The sequence below is a fragment of the Simplicispira hankyongi genome, from assembly GCF_003570885.1.
Lineage (GTDB): Bacteria > Pseudomonadota > Gammaproteobacteria > Burkholderiales > Burkholderiaceae_C > Simplicispira > Simplicispira hankyongi.
Genome location: NZ_QXJC01000003.1, coordinates 472,888 through 489,342 on the forward strand (window position 1 = coordinate 472,888; position 16,455 = coordinate 489,342).

Consider the following 16,455-nt stretch of genomic DNA (forward strand, 5'->3'; position numbering starts at 1 on the left):
GCGCGCTTTTCATTTCGGAGCAGTGCTCTCATAATGCGAGCACTGGAAAAACCATGCTGACCTGGGACGAAGAAGTCACACCACTCTCGCCAATTTCTACTGATCGCGTCGTGCCCCAAGCAACGCTGGCTGCCCCGTCGCCGCTCGATGTTTCCAAACTTCAGCAGCCCCTGCCAAAACAAGCTGCAGTCGATACCTCAGCGCATCCTGCCCGTCGCGTGAGCGCAACCGACAAGCGCATCATCAATGGCAAGACGGACGTCAACCAGTTGGTGCCCTTCAAATACAAATGGGCGTGGGACAAATACCTCGCCAGTTGTGCCAACCACTGGATGCCGCAAGAGATCAACATGACGCGCGACATCGCGTTGTGGCGCGACCCCAATGGCCTCACCGAAGACGAGCGCCGCATCGTCAAACGCAACCTCGGTTTTTTTGTCACCGCCGATTCACTGGCGGCCAACAACATCGTGCTTGGGACCTACCGGCACATCACGGCCCCGGAATGCCGCCAGTTCCTGCTGCGCCAGGCGTTCGAAGAGGCCATTCACACGCACGCCTACCAATACATTGTGGAATCACTGGGGCTGGACGAGGGCGAGATTTTCAACGCCTACAACGAAGTCCCCTCGATTCGCGCCAAGGACGAATTCCTGATTCCGTTCATCGACGTGATCATGAATCCGTCGTTCAGCACCGGAACACCCGAGACCGACCAGGCGCTGCTCAAATCCCTGATTGTGTTCGCCTGCCTGATGGAGGGACTGTTCTTCTACGTCGGCTTCGCACAGATTCTTGCGCTGGGACGGCAGAACAAGATGACCGGTGCAGCCGAGCAGTACCAGTACATCCTGCGCGACGAGTCCATGCACTGCAACTTCGGCATCGACTTGGTCAACACCATCAAGCTTGAAAACCCGCATCTCTGGACCGCTGCCTTCAAGGAAGAAATCGCGGCGCTGTTCCACAAGGCGGTCGAACTCGAATACCGCTACGCCGAGGACACCATGCCGCGTGGCGTGCTTGGCATGAACGCTTCGATGTTCAAAGGGTACCTGCGGCACATCGGCAACCGCCGCGCCTCACAGATCGGTTTGGGTAAATTGTTCTCCCAGGAAGAAAACCCGTTTCCCTGGATGAGCGAAATGATCGATCTGAAGAAGGAGCGCAACTTCTTCGAAACCCGCGTCATTGAATACCAATCAGGGGGGGCACTCGCCTGGGACTAAGCCCGAGTTCGCCATCCTTCACTTCAATGAACACTTTACCTGCACTCCTCTGGCCCCAGGGCGCGATCGCGCAACCGTGGCTGCCGGAGCAGTGCACCCCCATTCAGGGTCTGGCGCGTCGCTTCGGACTCTTGAATCTCTCCGTGTCCCATGCAGGCGTGGAGTGCTCTTTGCTCATTGACCCTAGGAGAAGATGATGGCAACTGCGAAGAAGCCGGCCGCCAAGGCCGCAACCCCTGAGAAGAAGGCTGCGCCTGCCAAGACCGCAGCAGTAAAGAAGGCTGCTGCCCCGAAGGCTGTAGCGAAAAAGGCTGCGCCTGCCAAGAAGGCTGCAGCTCCTGCCAAGAAAGCCGCTCCGGTGAAGAAAGCTGCTGCACCGGCCAAGAAGGCTGCGCCCGCGAAGAAAGCCGCTCCCGCCAAGAAAGCTGCCGCGCCCACGAAAAAGGCAGCTCCTGCCAAAAAAGCAGCACCCGCCAAGAAGGCTGTAGCGGCGAAGAAGGCTGCCCCAGCCAAGAAGGCCGTCGCAACGAAGAAGGCAGCACCGGCAAAGAAGGCCGCTGCTCCAGCGAAGAAGGCCGTTCCTGCCAAGAAGGCCGCCCCGGTCAAGGCAGCTCCGGCCAAGAAGGCCGCACCGGTCAAGGCGGCGAGTGCCAAGAAGCCGGCCGCCAAGGCGCCAGCAAAGCAGGCCGCATCGCCCGCTGCGAAGCCCGCAGCCAAGGGAAACGCCGAGCCGACACCAAAGACCCAGCTCAACCCCCAAGCTGCATGGCCCTTTCCCACAGGCTCTAAGCCCTGAGAAATCGTTTGATTTTTCCACCGGCGCTCTGCGCCGGTTTTTTTTACCCCGCTCAGGCGGGCGTGAAATCCAACTGGTAATTTTGCGGCCCGCGCGTAGCGATTTTTAGTGCACCCATGCGGCTGCCAAGTGCCGCGCAGCGCACCAACGGCCAGCCTTGTTCCAAACCGAACAGCAAGGCCCCGCGCCAGGCATCTCCGCAACCCGTGGGGTCTACCACTTGCTGCGCTTTCACTGGTGGTACCAGCGTTTTCGTGCCAGCCACCCACACCTCGCAGCCGGCAGCGCCCAAAGTCACCACGAGCCCTTCGACGCGCAAGGACAGTTCTGCGAAATCCAGGCCGGTACGTTCACACAGCATGCGCGCCTCATAATCGTTCACCGTCACCCAGGTGGCGAGATCCACGAAGTGCTTGAGCTCGTCGCCAGAGAACATCGGCAAGCCCTGGCCCGGGTCAAATACGAAGGGAACACCGGCAGCATGAAATTGGGCCGCATGCTCCAGCATGGCGTCGCGTCCGTCTGGGGCCACGATGCCCAGCGTGATGCCATGCGCTGGCGCGTTCTCAACACGGTTGCGATGCGCTTGCATCATCGCGCCGGGGTGAAACGCGGTGATCTGGTTGTTGTCCATGTCGGTCATGATCATGGCTTGCGCGGTGTAGGTGTCCTCCACCTGCCGAACAAAATCCGTGCCGATTCCCAGCTTTTCCAGCCGTTGCAAATACTCGCTGCCATCGCTTCCCAAAGTCGCCATGGGCAGCGCCTTGCCGCCGAGCAGATTCAGGCTATAGGCAATATTGCCGGCGCAGCCACCGAAATCCCGGCGCAGCGATGGCACCAGAAACGAGACGTTCAGTATGTGCAACTGCTCCGCCAGTATCTGGTCGGCAAACCGGCCTTCAAAAGTCATGATGGTGTCAAACGCCAGGGAACCGCAAATCAGGACTGCCATAAAAACTCAAGGTGCGAGGTCGAAACCTCAAGGATAAAAAGCCAGAACGCGGTAGCCCGCAACGCGCGCAGCGCCTTGGCCAAGGGTCATGGGCGCCATAGTGCTCCATTCCTGGCCTGGCCCAAGCGGGTTCGGGATCGCCAATTCAGCGGGCAGCAAGATGCGTCGCAGCACGGTTTGATCTTGTGCGTCGGTCAGCGTCAATTCAATGGCCGGCGCTTCCACAGGCAAGGCTGAGCGGTTTCGCAGTGTCAGCGAAAACTGGTACCGGTCACCCTGCGCACGGTTGAACGACGAGCCATCCACCAGCACTGCACCGATGTCGCGGTTCAGTCCCACGGAACATTGCAGATAGGCGCAAGCAGATTCGAGAAAACTGCGGCTCTGCGGCCAGGTTGCTGCCACGCGCGCGCGCTCGTGCAGCACCACCTGGCCAGCCAACCCTAGCAACAGCACGCTGGCCAACAAGGACAAGCCCGCGCGCACGCCCTTGCCAGACCAGAACGCCCGTCGGCGCGCGCTGCGCACGAAGGACAGGTCCTGATCCAGTTCGGTGGCCTCCTCCAGTGCATCGCTCTCCGCGATTTCGGCTTCACGCTGCACCGCAATGTGCCGCTTCTGCGCCAGGGGAACAACGGGCTGAAGCGGCAAGGCCTCCTCCATTGAAGCGGAAGAGCCCTCTTGCACCAAGGTCCAATCCGGCTCGCCTTCATCACTCGGAGCCTCATGGGGCCCAGCCAAAGCCGCTTCCTGCACCGCTGCAGCCATCACTTCAGGCGCCGGGTCTGTACCCGAATTCACCGCGCTGTCCAGCTCAGGCGTTTGCGCAAGTGTGGCAATGAAATGCGCCAAATCGGGTTCAGGTGTATCGCCACGGGGAGTATTCGCCTGAGCTTCAGCGTTTGGCTCCAGCTTCGGCATGTCGTCAAATAGCGCGGGCCAGTCGCTGTCGCCGGTGTCCACTTGCGCCGCTGGCAACTCATAGCCGCCCGGATGCAAAAATCCAAATCCTGATGCCGGCTGCGAGTCCGCATCCTCGGTGGCACGCGGCAACGGGCCATCCCCAGTGGCCCGCGATACGGCTTCGTCAGCGCCATCCTCCCCACGCCCGCCAAAAGGCGGCGGGAAAACGGACACAGGGGGTTGCGTTTGCCCGCGTGCGAACTGCTGCCCCGAGAGCCCCAGGGCATTGGGCACAAGAAAATCAGGTTCGGGGGGGATCGGCGCCTTCAGAAACGAGGGCACATGGTCAGGGGCATCGGGCACCGCATCTTCCGCCAGCGAGTCCAGGGTGCCGGACCGTGTCTGCGCAAAACCGTCGTCGGCTTCGCCATCGTCCTCGTGCGAAATAGGTGGTGGGGGTGCAGGGCGCGCCGCAGCCGCGCTGCCCCAGGCTCGCGCAGTCGGTGCGGGGGGTGCCACGCGCGCCACGGGCCCGCGCAACTGGTCCAGCGGCATGTCGGGCAGCATCGCCTCGGGCGCTGCGGGCTGCAGCGACAGCGACGCATCGAATACCTGCTTGCAATTGCCACAGCGCACCCAGCCATCGGAAATGCGCAGTTGGTCCGCAACGACCTTGAAGCGTGTCTGGCAGGCGGGGCAGCGGGTGGTCTGGCTCATCGGCTGCCGATTGTAGAAAAGGCGCGTCGGATCCGCGTCAGCGTTGGGCCGTCATCAGCACCCACCCGTCTTCACTGTCGGCAACCGAAAGGGCCAGCCAGGGGGCATAGGCTTCCTGCAGCTCGGCCACCTGGCGCTCAAGAATGCCTGCCAGCACCAGATGCCCGCCTTGCGCCACATGCGCGCAAAGCAACGGCGCCAGCACCCGCAGCGGTGTGGCCAGGATATTCGCCAGTACCGTGTCGTAGAGCCCCTGGGCCGTGTCTGGCAAGCCGCTGCGCAGCTGCACGCCATTGGCCTGCGCGTTGTACCGCGTGGACTCCACGGCCGCCGTGTCGATATCCACGGCGTCAATGTCAGTGGCACCAAACTTGGCCGCTCCGATCGCAAGGATCCCGGAGCCACAACCGTAGTCCAACACACGGCCAAGGGCTGGGGTATTTGCGTGCGCGGCGATCCAGCGCAGGCACATGCGCGTGGTGGGGTGCGTGCCGGTGCCAAATGCCAAGCCTGGGTCAAGGCGAATCACCTGCCGGGCCTGGGCCGGGGGTTCGTGCCATGTGGGAACAATCCAGAACTCGGGCGTCACTGCCACAGGGGTGAACTGCGATTGGGTCAGGCGCACCCAATCCTGCTCTGCCAGAGGCGCTTCGCCCAGCACCTGGCAGCCAGAGAAGAAATCCTGCGCTTGCAACAAGGCAAGCGCTTCCTGAGCCGCCTGCGCGCCGGAAAAGAGCGCAACGACACGGCTACGCTCCCAGGCATTGCGCGGTGCTGGCATGCCCGGCTCGCCAAACAAGGCTTGTTCGGCATCGGTATGGGCATCGGCATCTTCCACAGATACGGACAGCGCATCCAGGGCTTCCAGCGCATCGCTCAGCAATTCCACCTGCTCTTGCGGGCAGGCCAGGCTCAGTTCGTGCAAGCTCATGGGGTGTTTTGCAGGCTGGCGTCAGCGCTGGCGCTGTGACAGCCACTCTTCCAGGTAGTGAATATTGGTGCCACCGGTGACGAAGTTCGCGTCCACCATCAGCTCGCGGTGCAGCGGCACGTTGGTGTTGATCCCTTCGATCACCGTCTCGGACAGCGCCGTGCGCATGCGCGCCAGCGCCTGTTCGCGGGTGTCGCCGTGCACGATGAGCTTGCCGATCATCGAGTCGTAATTTGGCGGTACGTAGTAGTTGGTGTAGATGTGCGAATCCACCCGTACGCCCGGACCACCCGGTGCATGCCAGGTCGTGACGCGCCCCGGCGAAGGAATGAATTTGTACGGGTCTTCGGCGTTGATGCGGCACTCAATCGCATGGCCGCGAATTTGAATCTGGCGCTGCGTGAACGGCAACTTCTCGCCGGCCGCCACCATGATCTGCGTGCGCACGATATCCACACCGGTGATCCACTCGGTCACCGGGTGTTCGACCTGGACACGCGTATTCATCTCAATGAAGTAGAACTCGCCGTCTTCGTACAGAAACTCGAATGTTCCCGCCCCCCGGTAGCCGATCTTCTTGACAGCGGCCACACAGCGCTCGCCGATGCGTTCGATCAGCTTGCGCGGAATGCCAGGCGCGGGCGCCTCTTCGATCACCTTCTGGTGGCGCCGCTGCATGGAGCAGTCGCGCTCGCCCAGGTACACCGCATTGCGGTGTTTGTCGGCCAGAATCTGAATTTCGATGTGGCGCGGGTTCTGGAGGAATTTCTCCATGTACACCGCCGGGTTGCCAAAGGCCGCCCCAGCCTCCGCCTTGGTCATCTGCACCGCATTGATCAGTGCCGCTTCGGTGTGCACCACCCGCATGCCGCGCCCACCGCCGCCGCCCGCCGCCTTGATGATGACGGGGTAGCCCACGGTTTTGGCAATGCGGCGGATCTGCACCGGGTCCTCAGGCAGTTCACCTTCCGAGCCTGGAACACACGGCACACCTGCCTTGATCATGGCTTGCTTGGCCGACACCTTGTCGCCCATGGTGCGAATCGACTCAGGGCTGGGGCCGATGAACTGGAAACCGCTCTTTTCCACCCGCTCGGCAAAGTCCGCGTTCTCCGACAGGAAACCGTAGCCAGGGTGAATCGCTTCGGCGTCGGTCACTTCCGCTGCGGAAATGATGGCCGGCATGTTGAGGTAGCTCAGTGCAGAAGGCGCTGGACCGATGCACACCGCTTCTTCGGCGAGCTTGACGTACTTGGCGTCCCGGTCGGCCTCCGAATAGACGATGACGGCCTTGACGCCCAACTCGGAGCAGGCCCGTTGAATACGCAGGGCAATCTCTCCCCGGTTGGCAACCAGAATCTTCTTAAACATAGGCGCCCTTTCGGCGCAGGGCCATTGCGTGCATGCTCATAGACCGCTTACTCGATGATGAAAAGCGGCTGGCCATATTCCACGGCCTGTCCGTTTTCGCCAAGAATGCGCGTGACGGTGCCCGACTTGTCGGCTTCGATCTCGTTCAAGATCTTCATGGCCTCGATAATGCAGATGGTCTCGCCTTCCTTGACCACACTGCCCACCTCGACAAAGGATTTGGCGCCAGGGCTGGACGCCCGGTAGAAGGTCCCCACCATGGGCGACTTCACCACATGGCCGCTCGGTTCCGCCGGCGCAGGAAGCTCGGCGACAGCCGGCGCGACAGGCGTCGGCGCCTGTGGAGCCATCGCTGCGGCCGGGACCATTTGCTGCAGCACCTGGCCGCCGCTTTTGACAATGCGCACCTTGCCTTCGGCCTCGGTGATTTCCAGTTCCGATACGTTGGATTCGGATACCAGATCAATCAGGGTTTTGAGTTTTCGCAGGTCCATGCAAGCTCCAGAGCAAATTCTTGACAGGGCGCGAATTTACTCCAATTTACGCGTACCTCAGGGTTCTTCGGGCAATTTCGTTCTTTTGCGCCATCGGCCAGAATCAAGAACGGCTGGTGACGGCGCCTTTGGCCACCCAGTCAACGAGCTCTTGCGGCTTGATTTGCCCTATTTTACGGTGCAGCACCCGGCCATCGGCAGCAAACACGACCGTGAAGGGCAAGCCGCCCGCAAGATTGCCAAGGGAGCGCGAAAGCTCAGTCCCGCCCAAACCCGCCATGCCGATGGGAAAACTGACGGGCCGGCGCTCAAGGAACTTGCGCACGGCCGAAGGCTGGTCTACCGCCAGGCCCAGAATCTGCCACCCCTGCGCCTGGTGCTCTTGAAAGAACTGGTTCAGCAAAGGCAATTCCGCAATGCAGGGTGGGCACCAGGTCGCCCAGAAATTGAGCAGCAACGGTTTGCCGCGAAACGCCTGCGCGGACAACGGCGCACCCTCCGGCGTTTCAAAAGACTGGGCAAAGAAGGCCGCATCGCTGGCCTGTGCGGCGGCCGTCTCGGCGTGCGGCTGCAAGCGCCACCAGGCCCAGCCCGCGCCGGCAAGCGCTGCGCCGCCAGCCACCCCCGCGTACAACAGGCGGCGGCGCAGCGCGTCAGGCGCGGCGGGTACGGCAGAAGAAGGTTCTGAATCGGTCACTCGGGGTGCTCCAGCAATAGTTTTCGCAAGGCCGCCGCATCGCCGCGCGGCGTTCGGCCGCCCTCGCCCGGGCGCAGCGCGCCGCGCAGGTCGTCGTGGTCATAGACCAACAGATGAACCCCGACCCGCTCGCCCAGTGCCTCGCTGAAAGTGGCGACGCTGAGTGCCTCCACCGGGCGCCCGTGCAGCCCCTGCACGGTGCTGGCGTCGTAGGCCACGCCCTGGTCTATCAGCGCAATTTCGGCAGATTTTGGGTCATCGCAAAACAACTGCAGGTAAATGTCAACATGGCGTGTGGCTGTGCCGCTCCATACCGCACCGCCCACGTAGGGGCGAAACGCCTGCAGGCGCTCCATCCACAACAATGCAAGTTCGCGCAAGGCGCGGAGTTCACCAGGCTGGGTATCGGCGCAAAACAGGGCGATGTGCTCCCGGATGGCCTCCTCAACCAGCGCCGTGTCGGGCAGGGGCGTGCGCGGTGCGGCGCCCAACTGCTGCGCCGCGCGCCGCTTGGCGCGGCCCAGCTCCACGCCGTCCTCCACCACCATGCGGGCGGCAGTGCGGGCAATTTCCACAGACAGTCCGGACGACGCGACATACATACCGCCATTGTCGCCCCGAGCGCGGCCAAGGTACGCCCCAGGGTTTTGTACCGCCCAAAATTTACTATCAAAACTATAGCTTATGGCGCTTACCACATAAGCGCTAGATGCCATTTTTCATACAATTTTCATTTCTCTGCGCTCCCCCGCGCCTTCTAGAATTGCAGGCATGCATATTCACATTCTGGGCATTTGCGGCACCTTCATGGGCGGGCTCGCCGCGCTCGCACGCGCTGCCGGCCACCGCGTCACGGGCTGTGACGCAGGCGTCTACCCTCCCATGAGCGACCAGCTGCGGGCGCTGGGCATCGACCTGATCGAGGGCTTTGGTGCCGACCAGCTAGCTCTCGAACCCGACGTCTTCGTGGTCGGCAACGTCGTCAGCCGCGCACGGCTTGCCGACGGAACGCCAAAGTTCCCCTTGATGGAGGCCATTCTCGACGCCGGCGCACGCTACACCAGCGGCCCGCAGTGGCTCAGCGAGCAGGTGCTGGCCGGGCGCCACGTGCTGGCCGTGGCTGGCACGCATGGCAAGACCACGACCACCTCCATGCTGGCGTGGATCTTGGAGTCCGCTGGCTTGGCGCCTGGCTTTCTGGTGGGCGGCGTGCCGCTCAATTTCGGCGTTTCAGCGCGCCTGGGCGCCGCCCAGCGGCCAGGCGCGCCGGGCGCGCCGGGCGCCGCGCCGCTTTTCGTCATCGAGGCCGACGAGTACGACACCGCCTTTTTCGACAAGCGCAGCAAATTCGTGCACTACCGGCCGCGCACCGCCGTGCTGAACAATCTGGAATTCGACCACGCCGACATCTTTGACGATCTTGCCGCCATTGAGCGCCAATTTCACCATTTGGTGCGCACGGTGCCCAGCTCTGGCTGCGTGGTCGTCAATGGGCTGGAAGAGAGTCTGGCGCGCGTGCTGCACGCCGGCTGCTGGAGCGAGGTGGCCAGCTTTGGCAGCGCGGTGAGCGACTGGAGCGCGAATGGCGAACCCGGTGCCTTCGACGTGCTGCTGCACGGCAAGCGCGTGGCCAGCGTGCACTGGGCGCTGACGGGCGTGCACAACCAGCTCAACGCCTTGGCAGCCATCGCGGCTGCTGCCCATGTGGGCGTGGCGCCAGCGGCGGCGGCAGAGGCGCTGCAGACTTTTCAGAACGTACGCCGGCGCATGGAAGTGCGCGGGGTGGTGCGCGGCATCACGGTGTACGACGACTTCGCCCACCACCCCACCGCCATCCGCACCACGCTCGATGGCCTGCGGCGCAGCATAGGGCCGAAAGTGCGCATCCTCGCCGCGTTCGAGCCGCGCAGCAACACCATGAAGCTGGGCACGATGAAGACGCAGCTCCCCTGGGCACTGGAGAGCGCCGACCTGGCGTTTTGCCACACCGCCGGCCTCGATTGGGACGCGGCCGCCGCCCTGGCGCCGCTGGGCGTCGGGCCGGGCCGGCGCGCCCAGACAGCACCCGACATCGCCACGCTGCTCGCCCAAATCGTCCAAGTGGCGCAGCCCGGCGACCACATCGTGTGCATGAGCAACGGCGCTTTTGGCGGCGTGCACGCGCAGCTATTGCAGGCGCTGGCAGCCTAAAATGCTATTTATTTGATAGCTGTTAACGCTTACTGGCTAAGCGCTATAGGCCTTTTTTGCTTGAACTTTTACGTAGCGGTCAGTAGCTGATCGCCATGGCCTGCAAATCGATGCGCACCACCGGTTTGGCCAGTGCGCCGTTGGTGGCGCGGGCAAAACTCTTGAGCCACTCGGCATCCGACAGCAGGCCATGCTCTGCCGCCCGCGCCACCGCCAGCACCTTGTCGGCCAGCAGCACCTTCCCACTGGCACGCAAGGGCTCGCATTCGAGGCGTATGAATTCGTCGTCCAGCCAGCGGCGGGCTTCGTCCTGCGGCATGGCATCGGCGCCTTCGAGGTCAACACGGAATTCCTGGTTGCGGTCTGCGCTGACCGACACTTCGCTGTGCATGGCGGGCCTTTCTTTTTGAAGATGGACAGGCCGGGCGCTTGCCCGGCCCCACACCGGCAAGCTTACACCGCCGCCTTGCGCCGGGCGGTGACCGCGGCCGAGAGTTCCCCCAGCGTGGCAAGCGACGCCTCCCAGCCCAGACACGCATCGGTAATGCTCTGGCCGTGGGTGAGTGTGGCGGGGTCGTCCTTGCCGGGGGTGAACTTTTGCGCGCCCGCCACCAGGTGGCTTTCGATCATCACGCCGAACACGCAATGCGAGCCGCCCGCCACCTGGGCCGCAATATCGCGCGCCACGTCCTGTTGGCGCTCGTACTGCTTGCTGCTGTTGGCATGGCTGCAATCGACCATGAGGGCCGGGGTGAGCTTGGCGGCGGCCAGGTCTTTGCAGGCGGCGGCCACACTGGCGGCGTCGTAGTTCGGCGTTTTTCCGCCGCGCAGGATGACGTGGCAATCCTTGTTGCCCTTGGTGTCGACAATCGCCACTTGGCCGTTCTTGTGCACCGACAGGAAGTGGTGCCCGCGCCCGGCGGACTGGATGGCGTCGGTGGCGATGCGGATGTTGCCGTCGGTGCCGTTCTTGAAACCAATGGGGGCCGAGAGGCCCGAGGCCAGCTCCCGGTGCACCTGGCTCTCGGTCGTGCGCGCACCAATGGCGCCCCAGCTGATCAGGTCGGCGATGTACTGGGGCGAGATCACGTCGAGAAACTCGCTGCCGGCGGGCACGCCCAGGCGGTTGATCTCGATGAGCAGCTGGCGAGCAATGCGCAGGCCTTCGTCAATGCGGTAGCTCTCGTCCAGATAAGGGTCGTTGATCAGGCCTTTCCAACCCACCGTGGTGCGCGGTTTCTCGAAATACACCCGCATCACGATCTCCAGCGTGTCCTTGTACTGTTCGCGCGCTGCCTGCAGGCGGTGGGCGTATTCCAGCGCCGCCGCCGGGTTGTGGATCGAGCACGGGCCGATGACCACCAGCAGGCGGTCGTCCTTGCCGATCATGATGTCGTGGATGTTGCGCCTGGTGCGGGTGATGAGGTTTTCCACCTTGGTGCCGCGAATCGGGAAGAAGCGGATCAAATGCTCTGGGGGTGGCAACACGGTGATTTCCTTGATGCGTTCGTCGTCGGTCTGGCTGGTTTTCTCGACGCTTCGGTACCAGGCATCGCTGGAAGGGTGTGCAGCTGCTGCGGTCATGGGCTTCTTTCCGGAAAGGTTGAAACAAAGGACTGAAAAACAAAAAACCGCCGGGCTTTGCAGCGTCGGCGGTTGGGTGGGAAGTGTTCAGGTGCTTGCGCGCTTGCCTCTCATCCGCCTAGGACAGAGAACCAGAACCAAAAGTAAAAAACAGCGCGCGAAAACATGGGCTGCAATGTAGCACAGCGGATAGGCGCCGTTCCTAACGCCTGCTCCCGCGCAGCCAGGCGAGCACGCGCTGCCAGCCCACGGGACGCACAGGTGGCGCATCGGCCGGCTCGCTGTGGGCGCTTTCACTCTGCTCGTACATGTCGATCAGCATCAGGCCTTCGCCCAGCGTGCGCCAGGCGGTCAGTTCGATGCGATCGAAGGCCGCGCTCTCTTTGGGGGTACGCTCCACCAATGCGGCATGCCAGGCGTCAGCTGCCCGGCGCAGGCCGCGCAGCGCACTCTGGTAGGCCCCCATCTCGTACAGCGCATGCCAGGCCGAACCCAGGCCGGTGACAAAGAACTGGTGCTCGCGCACGCATTTGGCGAGTTCAGCGGCCTGGCGGGTGATTTCGGCAGTGTCGGCAGCAGCCGCCTTGACGGGGGCGGTGCGCCGCACCCGGATGGCCTCGTCAATCCTTTGCGCCAGCGCCCCGATACTGTCGCGCAGCTGGCGTGAGTCCTCATCGGCCACCCCCGAGCGCAGGAAACGGCTGACGTCGCCAAAGGACTGGACGGTGAATTGCGACCGGGTGCGGGTGCTCGGCATGGCCCATTGTGCGCGAGTGCCCACGCAGAGAAAAGCAGGTACCGCCTACGCCGTACCGCCCACCGTGAGCCCGTCGATCCGCAGCGTGGGCTGGCCCACGCCCACGGGAACGCTTTGGCCTTCCTTGCCGCACGTGCCGACGCCGCTGTCGAGCCGCATGTCGTTGCCGATCATGGTGACGCGTTTGAGCGATTCAGGCCCGCTGCCAACGATGGTGGCGCCCTTGACCGGGTATTGAATCTTGCCGTTCTCCACCCAGAACGCTTCGCTCGCCGAGAACACGAACTTGCCCGAGGTGATGTCCACCTGCCCGCCGCCAAAGTTGGTGGCGTACAGGCCTTTCTTGATGCTGGCGACGATCTCCTGCGGGTCTTTGTCGCCGCCCAGCATGTAGGTATTGGTCATGCGCGGCATGGGCACATGGGCGTAGCTCTCGCGCCGGCCGTTGCCGGTGGGCGCCACGCCCATGAGGCGCGCGTTGAGCGAATCCTGGATATAGCCCTTGAGAATGCCGTCTTCGATCAGCACGTTGCGCCCGCTGGTGTTGCCTTCGTCGTCCACATTGAGCGAGCCGCGGCGCTCGGCAATCGTGCCATCGTCCAGCACCGTGACGCCCTTGGCCGCCACGCGCTGGCCGATGCGGCCGCTGAAGGCGCTCGACCCCTTGCGGTTGAAATCGCCCTCCAGCCCGTGGCCGATGGCTTCGTGCAGCAGGATGCCCGGCCAGCCGGGGCCGAGCACCACGGTCATCTCGCCGGCCGGCGCCGGGCGCGATTCGAGGTTGACCAGGGCGGCGTTCACCGCCTCGTCCACGTACTGCGCAATCTGCGCGTCGTCGAAATACGCCAGACCAAAGCGCCCACCGCCGCCGGCCGAGCCCATTTCGCGCCGGCCGTTCTGCTCGGCGATCACGGTGACCGACAGACGCACCAGCGGGCGCACGTCGGCCGCCAGCGTGCCGTCGGCGCGCGCCACCAGCACCACGTCGTATTCGCTCGCCAAGCCCGCCATGACCTGCGCCACACGCGGGTCCTTGGCACGGGCGCGCTGCTCGGCACGCTCCAGGAGCGCCACCTTGTCGGCGCTGCCGAGCGTGGAGATGGGGTCGGTCGAGCCATACAGTGCACGGCTTTTAGCTATCTTCCTAGAAGCTACTCGCGCCCGCCCCTCTTGCCGTGCGCTCGAAATAGACCGCACGGTTCTGGCCGCGTCGAGCAAAGAGGCCTCGGAAATGTCGTCGGAGTACGCAAACGCCGTCTTCTCGCCACTGACGGCGCGCACGCCGACGCCCTGGTCGATGGAGAACGACCCCGTCTTGACGATGCCCTCCTCCAGGCTCCAGCCTTCGCTGCGCGTGGTCTGGAAATACAGGTCGGCGTCGTCCACGCGGTGCGCGCGAATCTCGGCGAGTGCGCGCGCCAAATGGCTTTCATCGAGTCCAAAAGGCGACAGCAGCAGGCCAGAGGCGAGGGCGATGCGCTCGCGGGTGCTGGTGGTGTGGGCGGCGGCAAGGGGGGTGCGGGTGCTCATCGGGCCATTTTAGGGCGCTGGCACCTTGGCCGCTTCCCGCAACCGCATCGGCGGCGCCGGTCAGAGCGTCTGGTCGTCCAGCACCGCATCGGCGGCATTGCCCTGCACCGCGGCGATGCCGCCGTCGCGCGCCTTGGCGCCCGAATACATCTGGCTCTGGCCGATGACCTGGCCATTGCCGGCCTTGAGCGTGAAATAGGGCGAGCCGTCTTTGGCCGAGAGGCGGCCATAGCGCGCATCGTCTGGCCCGTTCTTGCGCACGGATTCGATGCCATTGAGCGCGCTGGCCTTGGACTCGTACATTTCGCTGGTCAGCACCACTTGGCCATTGGTCGCGACCAGGTTGAACACAAACTTGTCGTTGCGGGTTTTTTTCAACTCGTACTTTGCGGCCATGCAAGGTCTCCTGGAAAGTGCGCCAAAAAGGCTTGGCCCCCCGTTGTACCTGCTGCGCGCCGCTGTGGCAACGCCCCGGCCAGCCGGCAGCGGCGTCAACGCCCCTGCGCAGCGTCGCGCTGCGCACGCACGATGGAGTTGAGAATGCCCAGCGCCAGCCCCAGCGTGACCATGGCCGTGCCGCCGTAGCTGACAAACGGCAGCGGCACGCCCACCACAGGCAAGATACCACTCACCATGCCCATATTGACGAAGGCGTAGGTGAAGAAAATCATGGCCACAGCACCCGCCATGAGCCGTGAAAACAAGGTTCCCGCATGCATCGCGATGGCCAGCCCCCGCCAAACCAGCAGCAAAAAGCAAACGATCAGCACCAGGTTGCCCACCAGGCCGAACTCCTCGGAAAAGGCGGCAAAGATGAAATCGGTCGTGCGCTCGGGAATGAACTCCAGGTGCGTCTGCGTGCCGGCCATGAATCCCTTGCCAAAGGGCCCGCCCGAACCAATGGCAATCATGCCCTGGATGATGTGAAATCCCTTGCCCAGCGGGTCACGCGTCGGATCGAGCAGCGTGCAGATGCGCTGCTGCTGGTAGTCGTGCAACACCGGCCAGCGCACACCCTCGGCACAAATCTGGGACTCAAAACCCACGATCAGCACGATCCCTACGACGATCAGCAGCATGGGGGGCAGCACCAGCTTCCAGGACAAGCCCGCGAAGAAAATCACCGAAAGCCCAGCCGCCAGCACCAGCAGCGAGGTCCCCAGATCGGGCTGCTTCATGATGAGCCCCACCGGCACCGCGAGCAGCAGGCCGGCTACCGCGAAATCCAGTGCGCGCAACTGGCCTTCGCGCTTCTGGAACCACCAAGCCAGCATCAGGGGCATGCCGATCTTCAAGAGCTCGCTCGGCTGAATCACCACCCCCAGGTCGATCCAGCGCTGCGCCCCTTTCTTGGTAATACCGGCGACCGCTACCGCCACCAGCAGCAGCACCCCCACCGCGTACAAGGGGGGCGCAAACGCCATCAGCCGCTGCGGTGGAATCTGTGCCACGGCAAACAGCAACACCAGCGCGATGACCATGTTGCGCGCATGGTCGACAAAGCGCGTGCCGTGGTCGTAGCCCGAGGAGTACATGGCCAGCAGGCCGGCCCCGGCCAGTACCAGCACCAGCACCATGAGCCAGCCGTCGAAACCGCGAAACAGCGGCAGGATGCGCGCGGGCAGCGTGGGCTTGTTGATCGTGGTTTCCATGGGCCGCGATTATCGCGGGCGACAATGGCCCCATGGTTCCTGCACATCCATCCAGCACCACCCACCTGCTCTATTTGCACGGCTTCAGGTCTTCGCCCCAGTCGGCCAAGGCCCGCCTGATGGCCGCTTACGTGGCGCGGCTGCACCCCAGCGTGCAATTTTGGTGCCCCCAATTACCGCCTTCACCGCGCGCGGCGGTGGAGATGCTTTGCGCCGGCATCGCCGCCTGGCCCCGCGCCAGCATGGCGGTGATCGGCTCCTCGCTGGGCGGCTACTACGCCAGTTGGGTGGCGCAGCAGTGCCGTTGCCCCAGCGTGCTGCTGAACCCGGCGGTAGACCCGGCGCGCGATCTGGCACGCCACATCGGCGACCAGGCCAGCTGGCACGACCCGGCCGAGCATTTCTATTTCGCACCGGAATTTGTCGATGAGTTGCGCGCACTCGACGTGCAAAGCCAGCCCCCAGCGGCGCGCCAACTGGCCATCATCGCCAAGGGCGACGAAGTGCTGGACTGGCACGAAATGCTGGCGCGCTACCCACAAGCCCAGGTGACGCTGCTGGAAGGTGGCGACCATGCGCTGAGTGATTTCCCCGCGCACCTGGCGACCATTGCACGATTCCTGCAGCTCGCGTCAGGCACCGATTGACC

General features: G+C 63.7%; 17 protein-coding genes. 4 read left to right on the plus strand and 13 right to left on the minus strand.

The window, feature by feature from the left end; all coding sequences use genetic code 11:
• Window positions 1–53: 53 nt before the first annotated feature.
• Both D3F03_RS08850 and D3F03_RS08855 read left to right on the plus strand, forming a co-directional pair.
• Window positions 54–1,229 carry a ribonucleotide-diphosphate reductase subunit beta gene (locus D3F03_RS08850; protein ID WP_119109008.1) on the plus strand — a complete coding sequence of 392 codons (1,176 nt, stop codon included), beginning with the start codon at window positions 54–56 and terminating at the stop codon, window positions 1,227–1,229.
• 196 nt (window positions 1,230–1,425) lie between these two features.
• Entirely contained in the window at window positions 1,426–2,025 is a 600-nt protein-coding gene (locus tag D3F03_RS08855) for a histone (RefSeq protein WP_119109472.1), read from the plus strand.
• Window positions 2,026–2,077: 52 nt separating this feature from the next.
• Here D3F03_RS08855 and D3F03_RS08860 read toward each other — a convergent pair whose 3' ends face one another.
• From D3F03_RS08860 to D3F03_RS08890, 7 genes are all read right to left on the minus strand, one after another.
• The gene (locus D3F03_RS08860) at window positions 2,078–2,980 is read right to left on the minus strand and encodes a carbohydrate kinase family protein (RefSeq protein ID WP_119109009.1); all 903 of its coding nucleotides are present in this window, start codon (window positions 2,978–2,980) and stop codon (window positions 2,078–2,080) included.
• A gap of 27 nt (window positions 2,981–3,007) precedes the next feature.
• On the minus strand, window positions 3,008–4,600 hold the full coding sequence (locus D3F03_RS08865; RefSeq protein WP_119109010.1) for a DUF3426 domain-containing protein: 1,593 nt from the start codon (window positions 4,598–4,600) through the stop codon (window positions 3,008–3,010).
• Window positions 4,601–4,637: 37 nt separating this feature from the next.
• Window positions 4,638–5,525: a 50S ribosomal protein L11 methyltransferase gene (prmA, locus tag D3F03_RS08870; RefSeq protein WP_119109473.1), complete on the minus strand. Its 888-nt coding sequence runs from the start codon at window positions 5,523–5,525 to the stop codon at window positions 4,638–4,640.
• A gap of 27 nt (window positions 5,526–5,552) precedes the next feature.
• Window positions 5,553–6,902, minus strand: a complete 1,350-nt coding sequence (gene accC / locus D3F03_RS08875) for an acetyl-CoA carboxylase biotin carboxylase subunit (protein WP_119109011.1) — start codon at window positions 6,900–6,902, stop codon at window positions 5,553–5,555.
• A 47-nt stretch (window positions 6,903–6,949) separates the two neighbouring features.
• Complete coding sequence (accB, locus tag D3F03_RS08880; protein WP_119109012.1) at window positions 6,950–7,396, minus strand: acetyl-CoA carboxylase biotin carboxyl carrier protein; 447 nt, start codon at window positions 7,394–7,396, stop codon at window positions 6,950–6,952.
• A gap of 103 nt (window positions 7,397–7,499) precedes the next feature.
• Complete coding sequence (locus D3F03_RS08885) at window positions 7,500–8,093, minus strand: TlpA family protein disulfide reductase (RefSeq protein WP_245960557.1); 594 nt, start codon at window positions 8,091–8,093, stop codon at window positions 7,500–7,502.
• Window positions 8,090–8,695, minus strand: coding sequence for a hypothetical protein (locus D3F03_RS08890; RefSeq protein ID WP_119109013.1), 606 nt, complete (start codon window positions 8,693–8,695; stop codon window positions 8,090–8,092). Before D3F03_RS08890 ends, D3F03_RS08885 begins: the two co-directional genes overlap by 4 nt.
• A gap of 169 nt (window positions 8,696–8,864) precedes the next feature.
• Here D3F03_RS08890 and mpl point away from each other — a divergent pair, with 169 nt between their 5' ends.
• Entirely contained in the window at window positions 8,865–10,283 is a 1,419-nt protein-coding gene (gene mpl, locus D3F03_RS08895) for a UDP-N-acetylmuramate:L-alanyl-gamma-D-glutamyl-meso-diaminopimelate ligase (RefSeq protein ID WP_119109014.1), read from the plus strand.
• Window positions 10,284–10,362: 79 nt separating this feature from the next.
• Here mpl and D3F03_RS08900 read toward each other — a convergent pair whose 3' ends face one another.
• From D3F03_RS08900 to rodA, 6 genes are all read right to left on the minus strand, one after another.
• Window positions 10,363–10,674, minus strand: coding sequence for a hypothetical protein (locus tag D3F03_RS08900; RefSeq protein ID WP_119109015.1), 312 nt, complete (start codon window positions 10,672–10,674; stop codon window positions 10,363–10,365).
• Window positions 10,675–10,736: 62 nt separating this feature from the next.
• Window positions 10,737–11,867 carry a 3-deoxy-7-phosphoheptulonate synthase gene (locus D3F03_RS08905; RefSeq protein ID WP_119109016.1) on the minus strand — a complete coding sequence of 377 codons (1,131 nt, stop codon included), beginning with the start codon at window positions 11,865–11,867 and terminating at the stop codon, window positions 10,737–10,739.
• A 202-nt stretch (window positions 11,868–12,069) separates the two neighbouring features.
• Complete coding sequence (locus tag D3F03_RS08910) at window positions 12,070–12,624, minus strand: hypothetical protein (RefSeq protein WP_119109017.1); 555 nt, start codon at window positions 12,622–12,624, stop codon at window positions 12,070–12,072.
• A gap of 45 nt (window positions 12,625–12,669) precedes the next feature.
• On the minus strand, window positions 12,670–14,154 hold the full coding sequence (tldD, locus tag D3F03_RS08915) for a metalloprotease TldD (protein WP_119109018.1): 1,485 nt from the start codon (window positions 14,152–14,154) through the stop codon (window positions 12,670–12,672).
• Between the two features lie 60 nt (window positions 14,155–14,214).
• Entirely contained in the window at window positions 14,215–14,550 is a 336-nt protein-coding gene (locus D3F03_RS08920) for a YegP family protein (RefSeq protein WP_119109019.1), read from the minus strand.
• Between the two features lie 95 nt (window positions 14,551–14,645).
• Window positions 14,646–15,806, minus strand: a complete 1,161-nt coding sequence (gene rodA / locus D3F03_RS08925; RefSeq protein ID WP_119109020.1) for a rod shape-determining protein RodA — start codon at window positions 15,804–15,806, stop codon at window positions 14,646–14,648.
• A 32-nt stretch (window positions 15,807–15,838) separates the two neighbouring features.
• On the opposite strand from rodA, the gene D3F03_RS08930 reads away from it, so the two are divergent.
• The gene (locus tag D3F03_RS08930; RefSeq protein ID WP_119109021.1) at window positions 15,839–16,453 is read left to right on the plus strand and encodes a YqiA/YcfP family alpha/beta fold hydrolase; all 615 of its coding nucleotides are present in this window, start codon (window positions 15,839–15,841) and stop codon (window positions 16,451–16,453) included.
• Window positions 16,454–16,455: the final 2 nt, after the last annotated feature.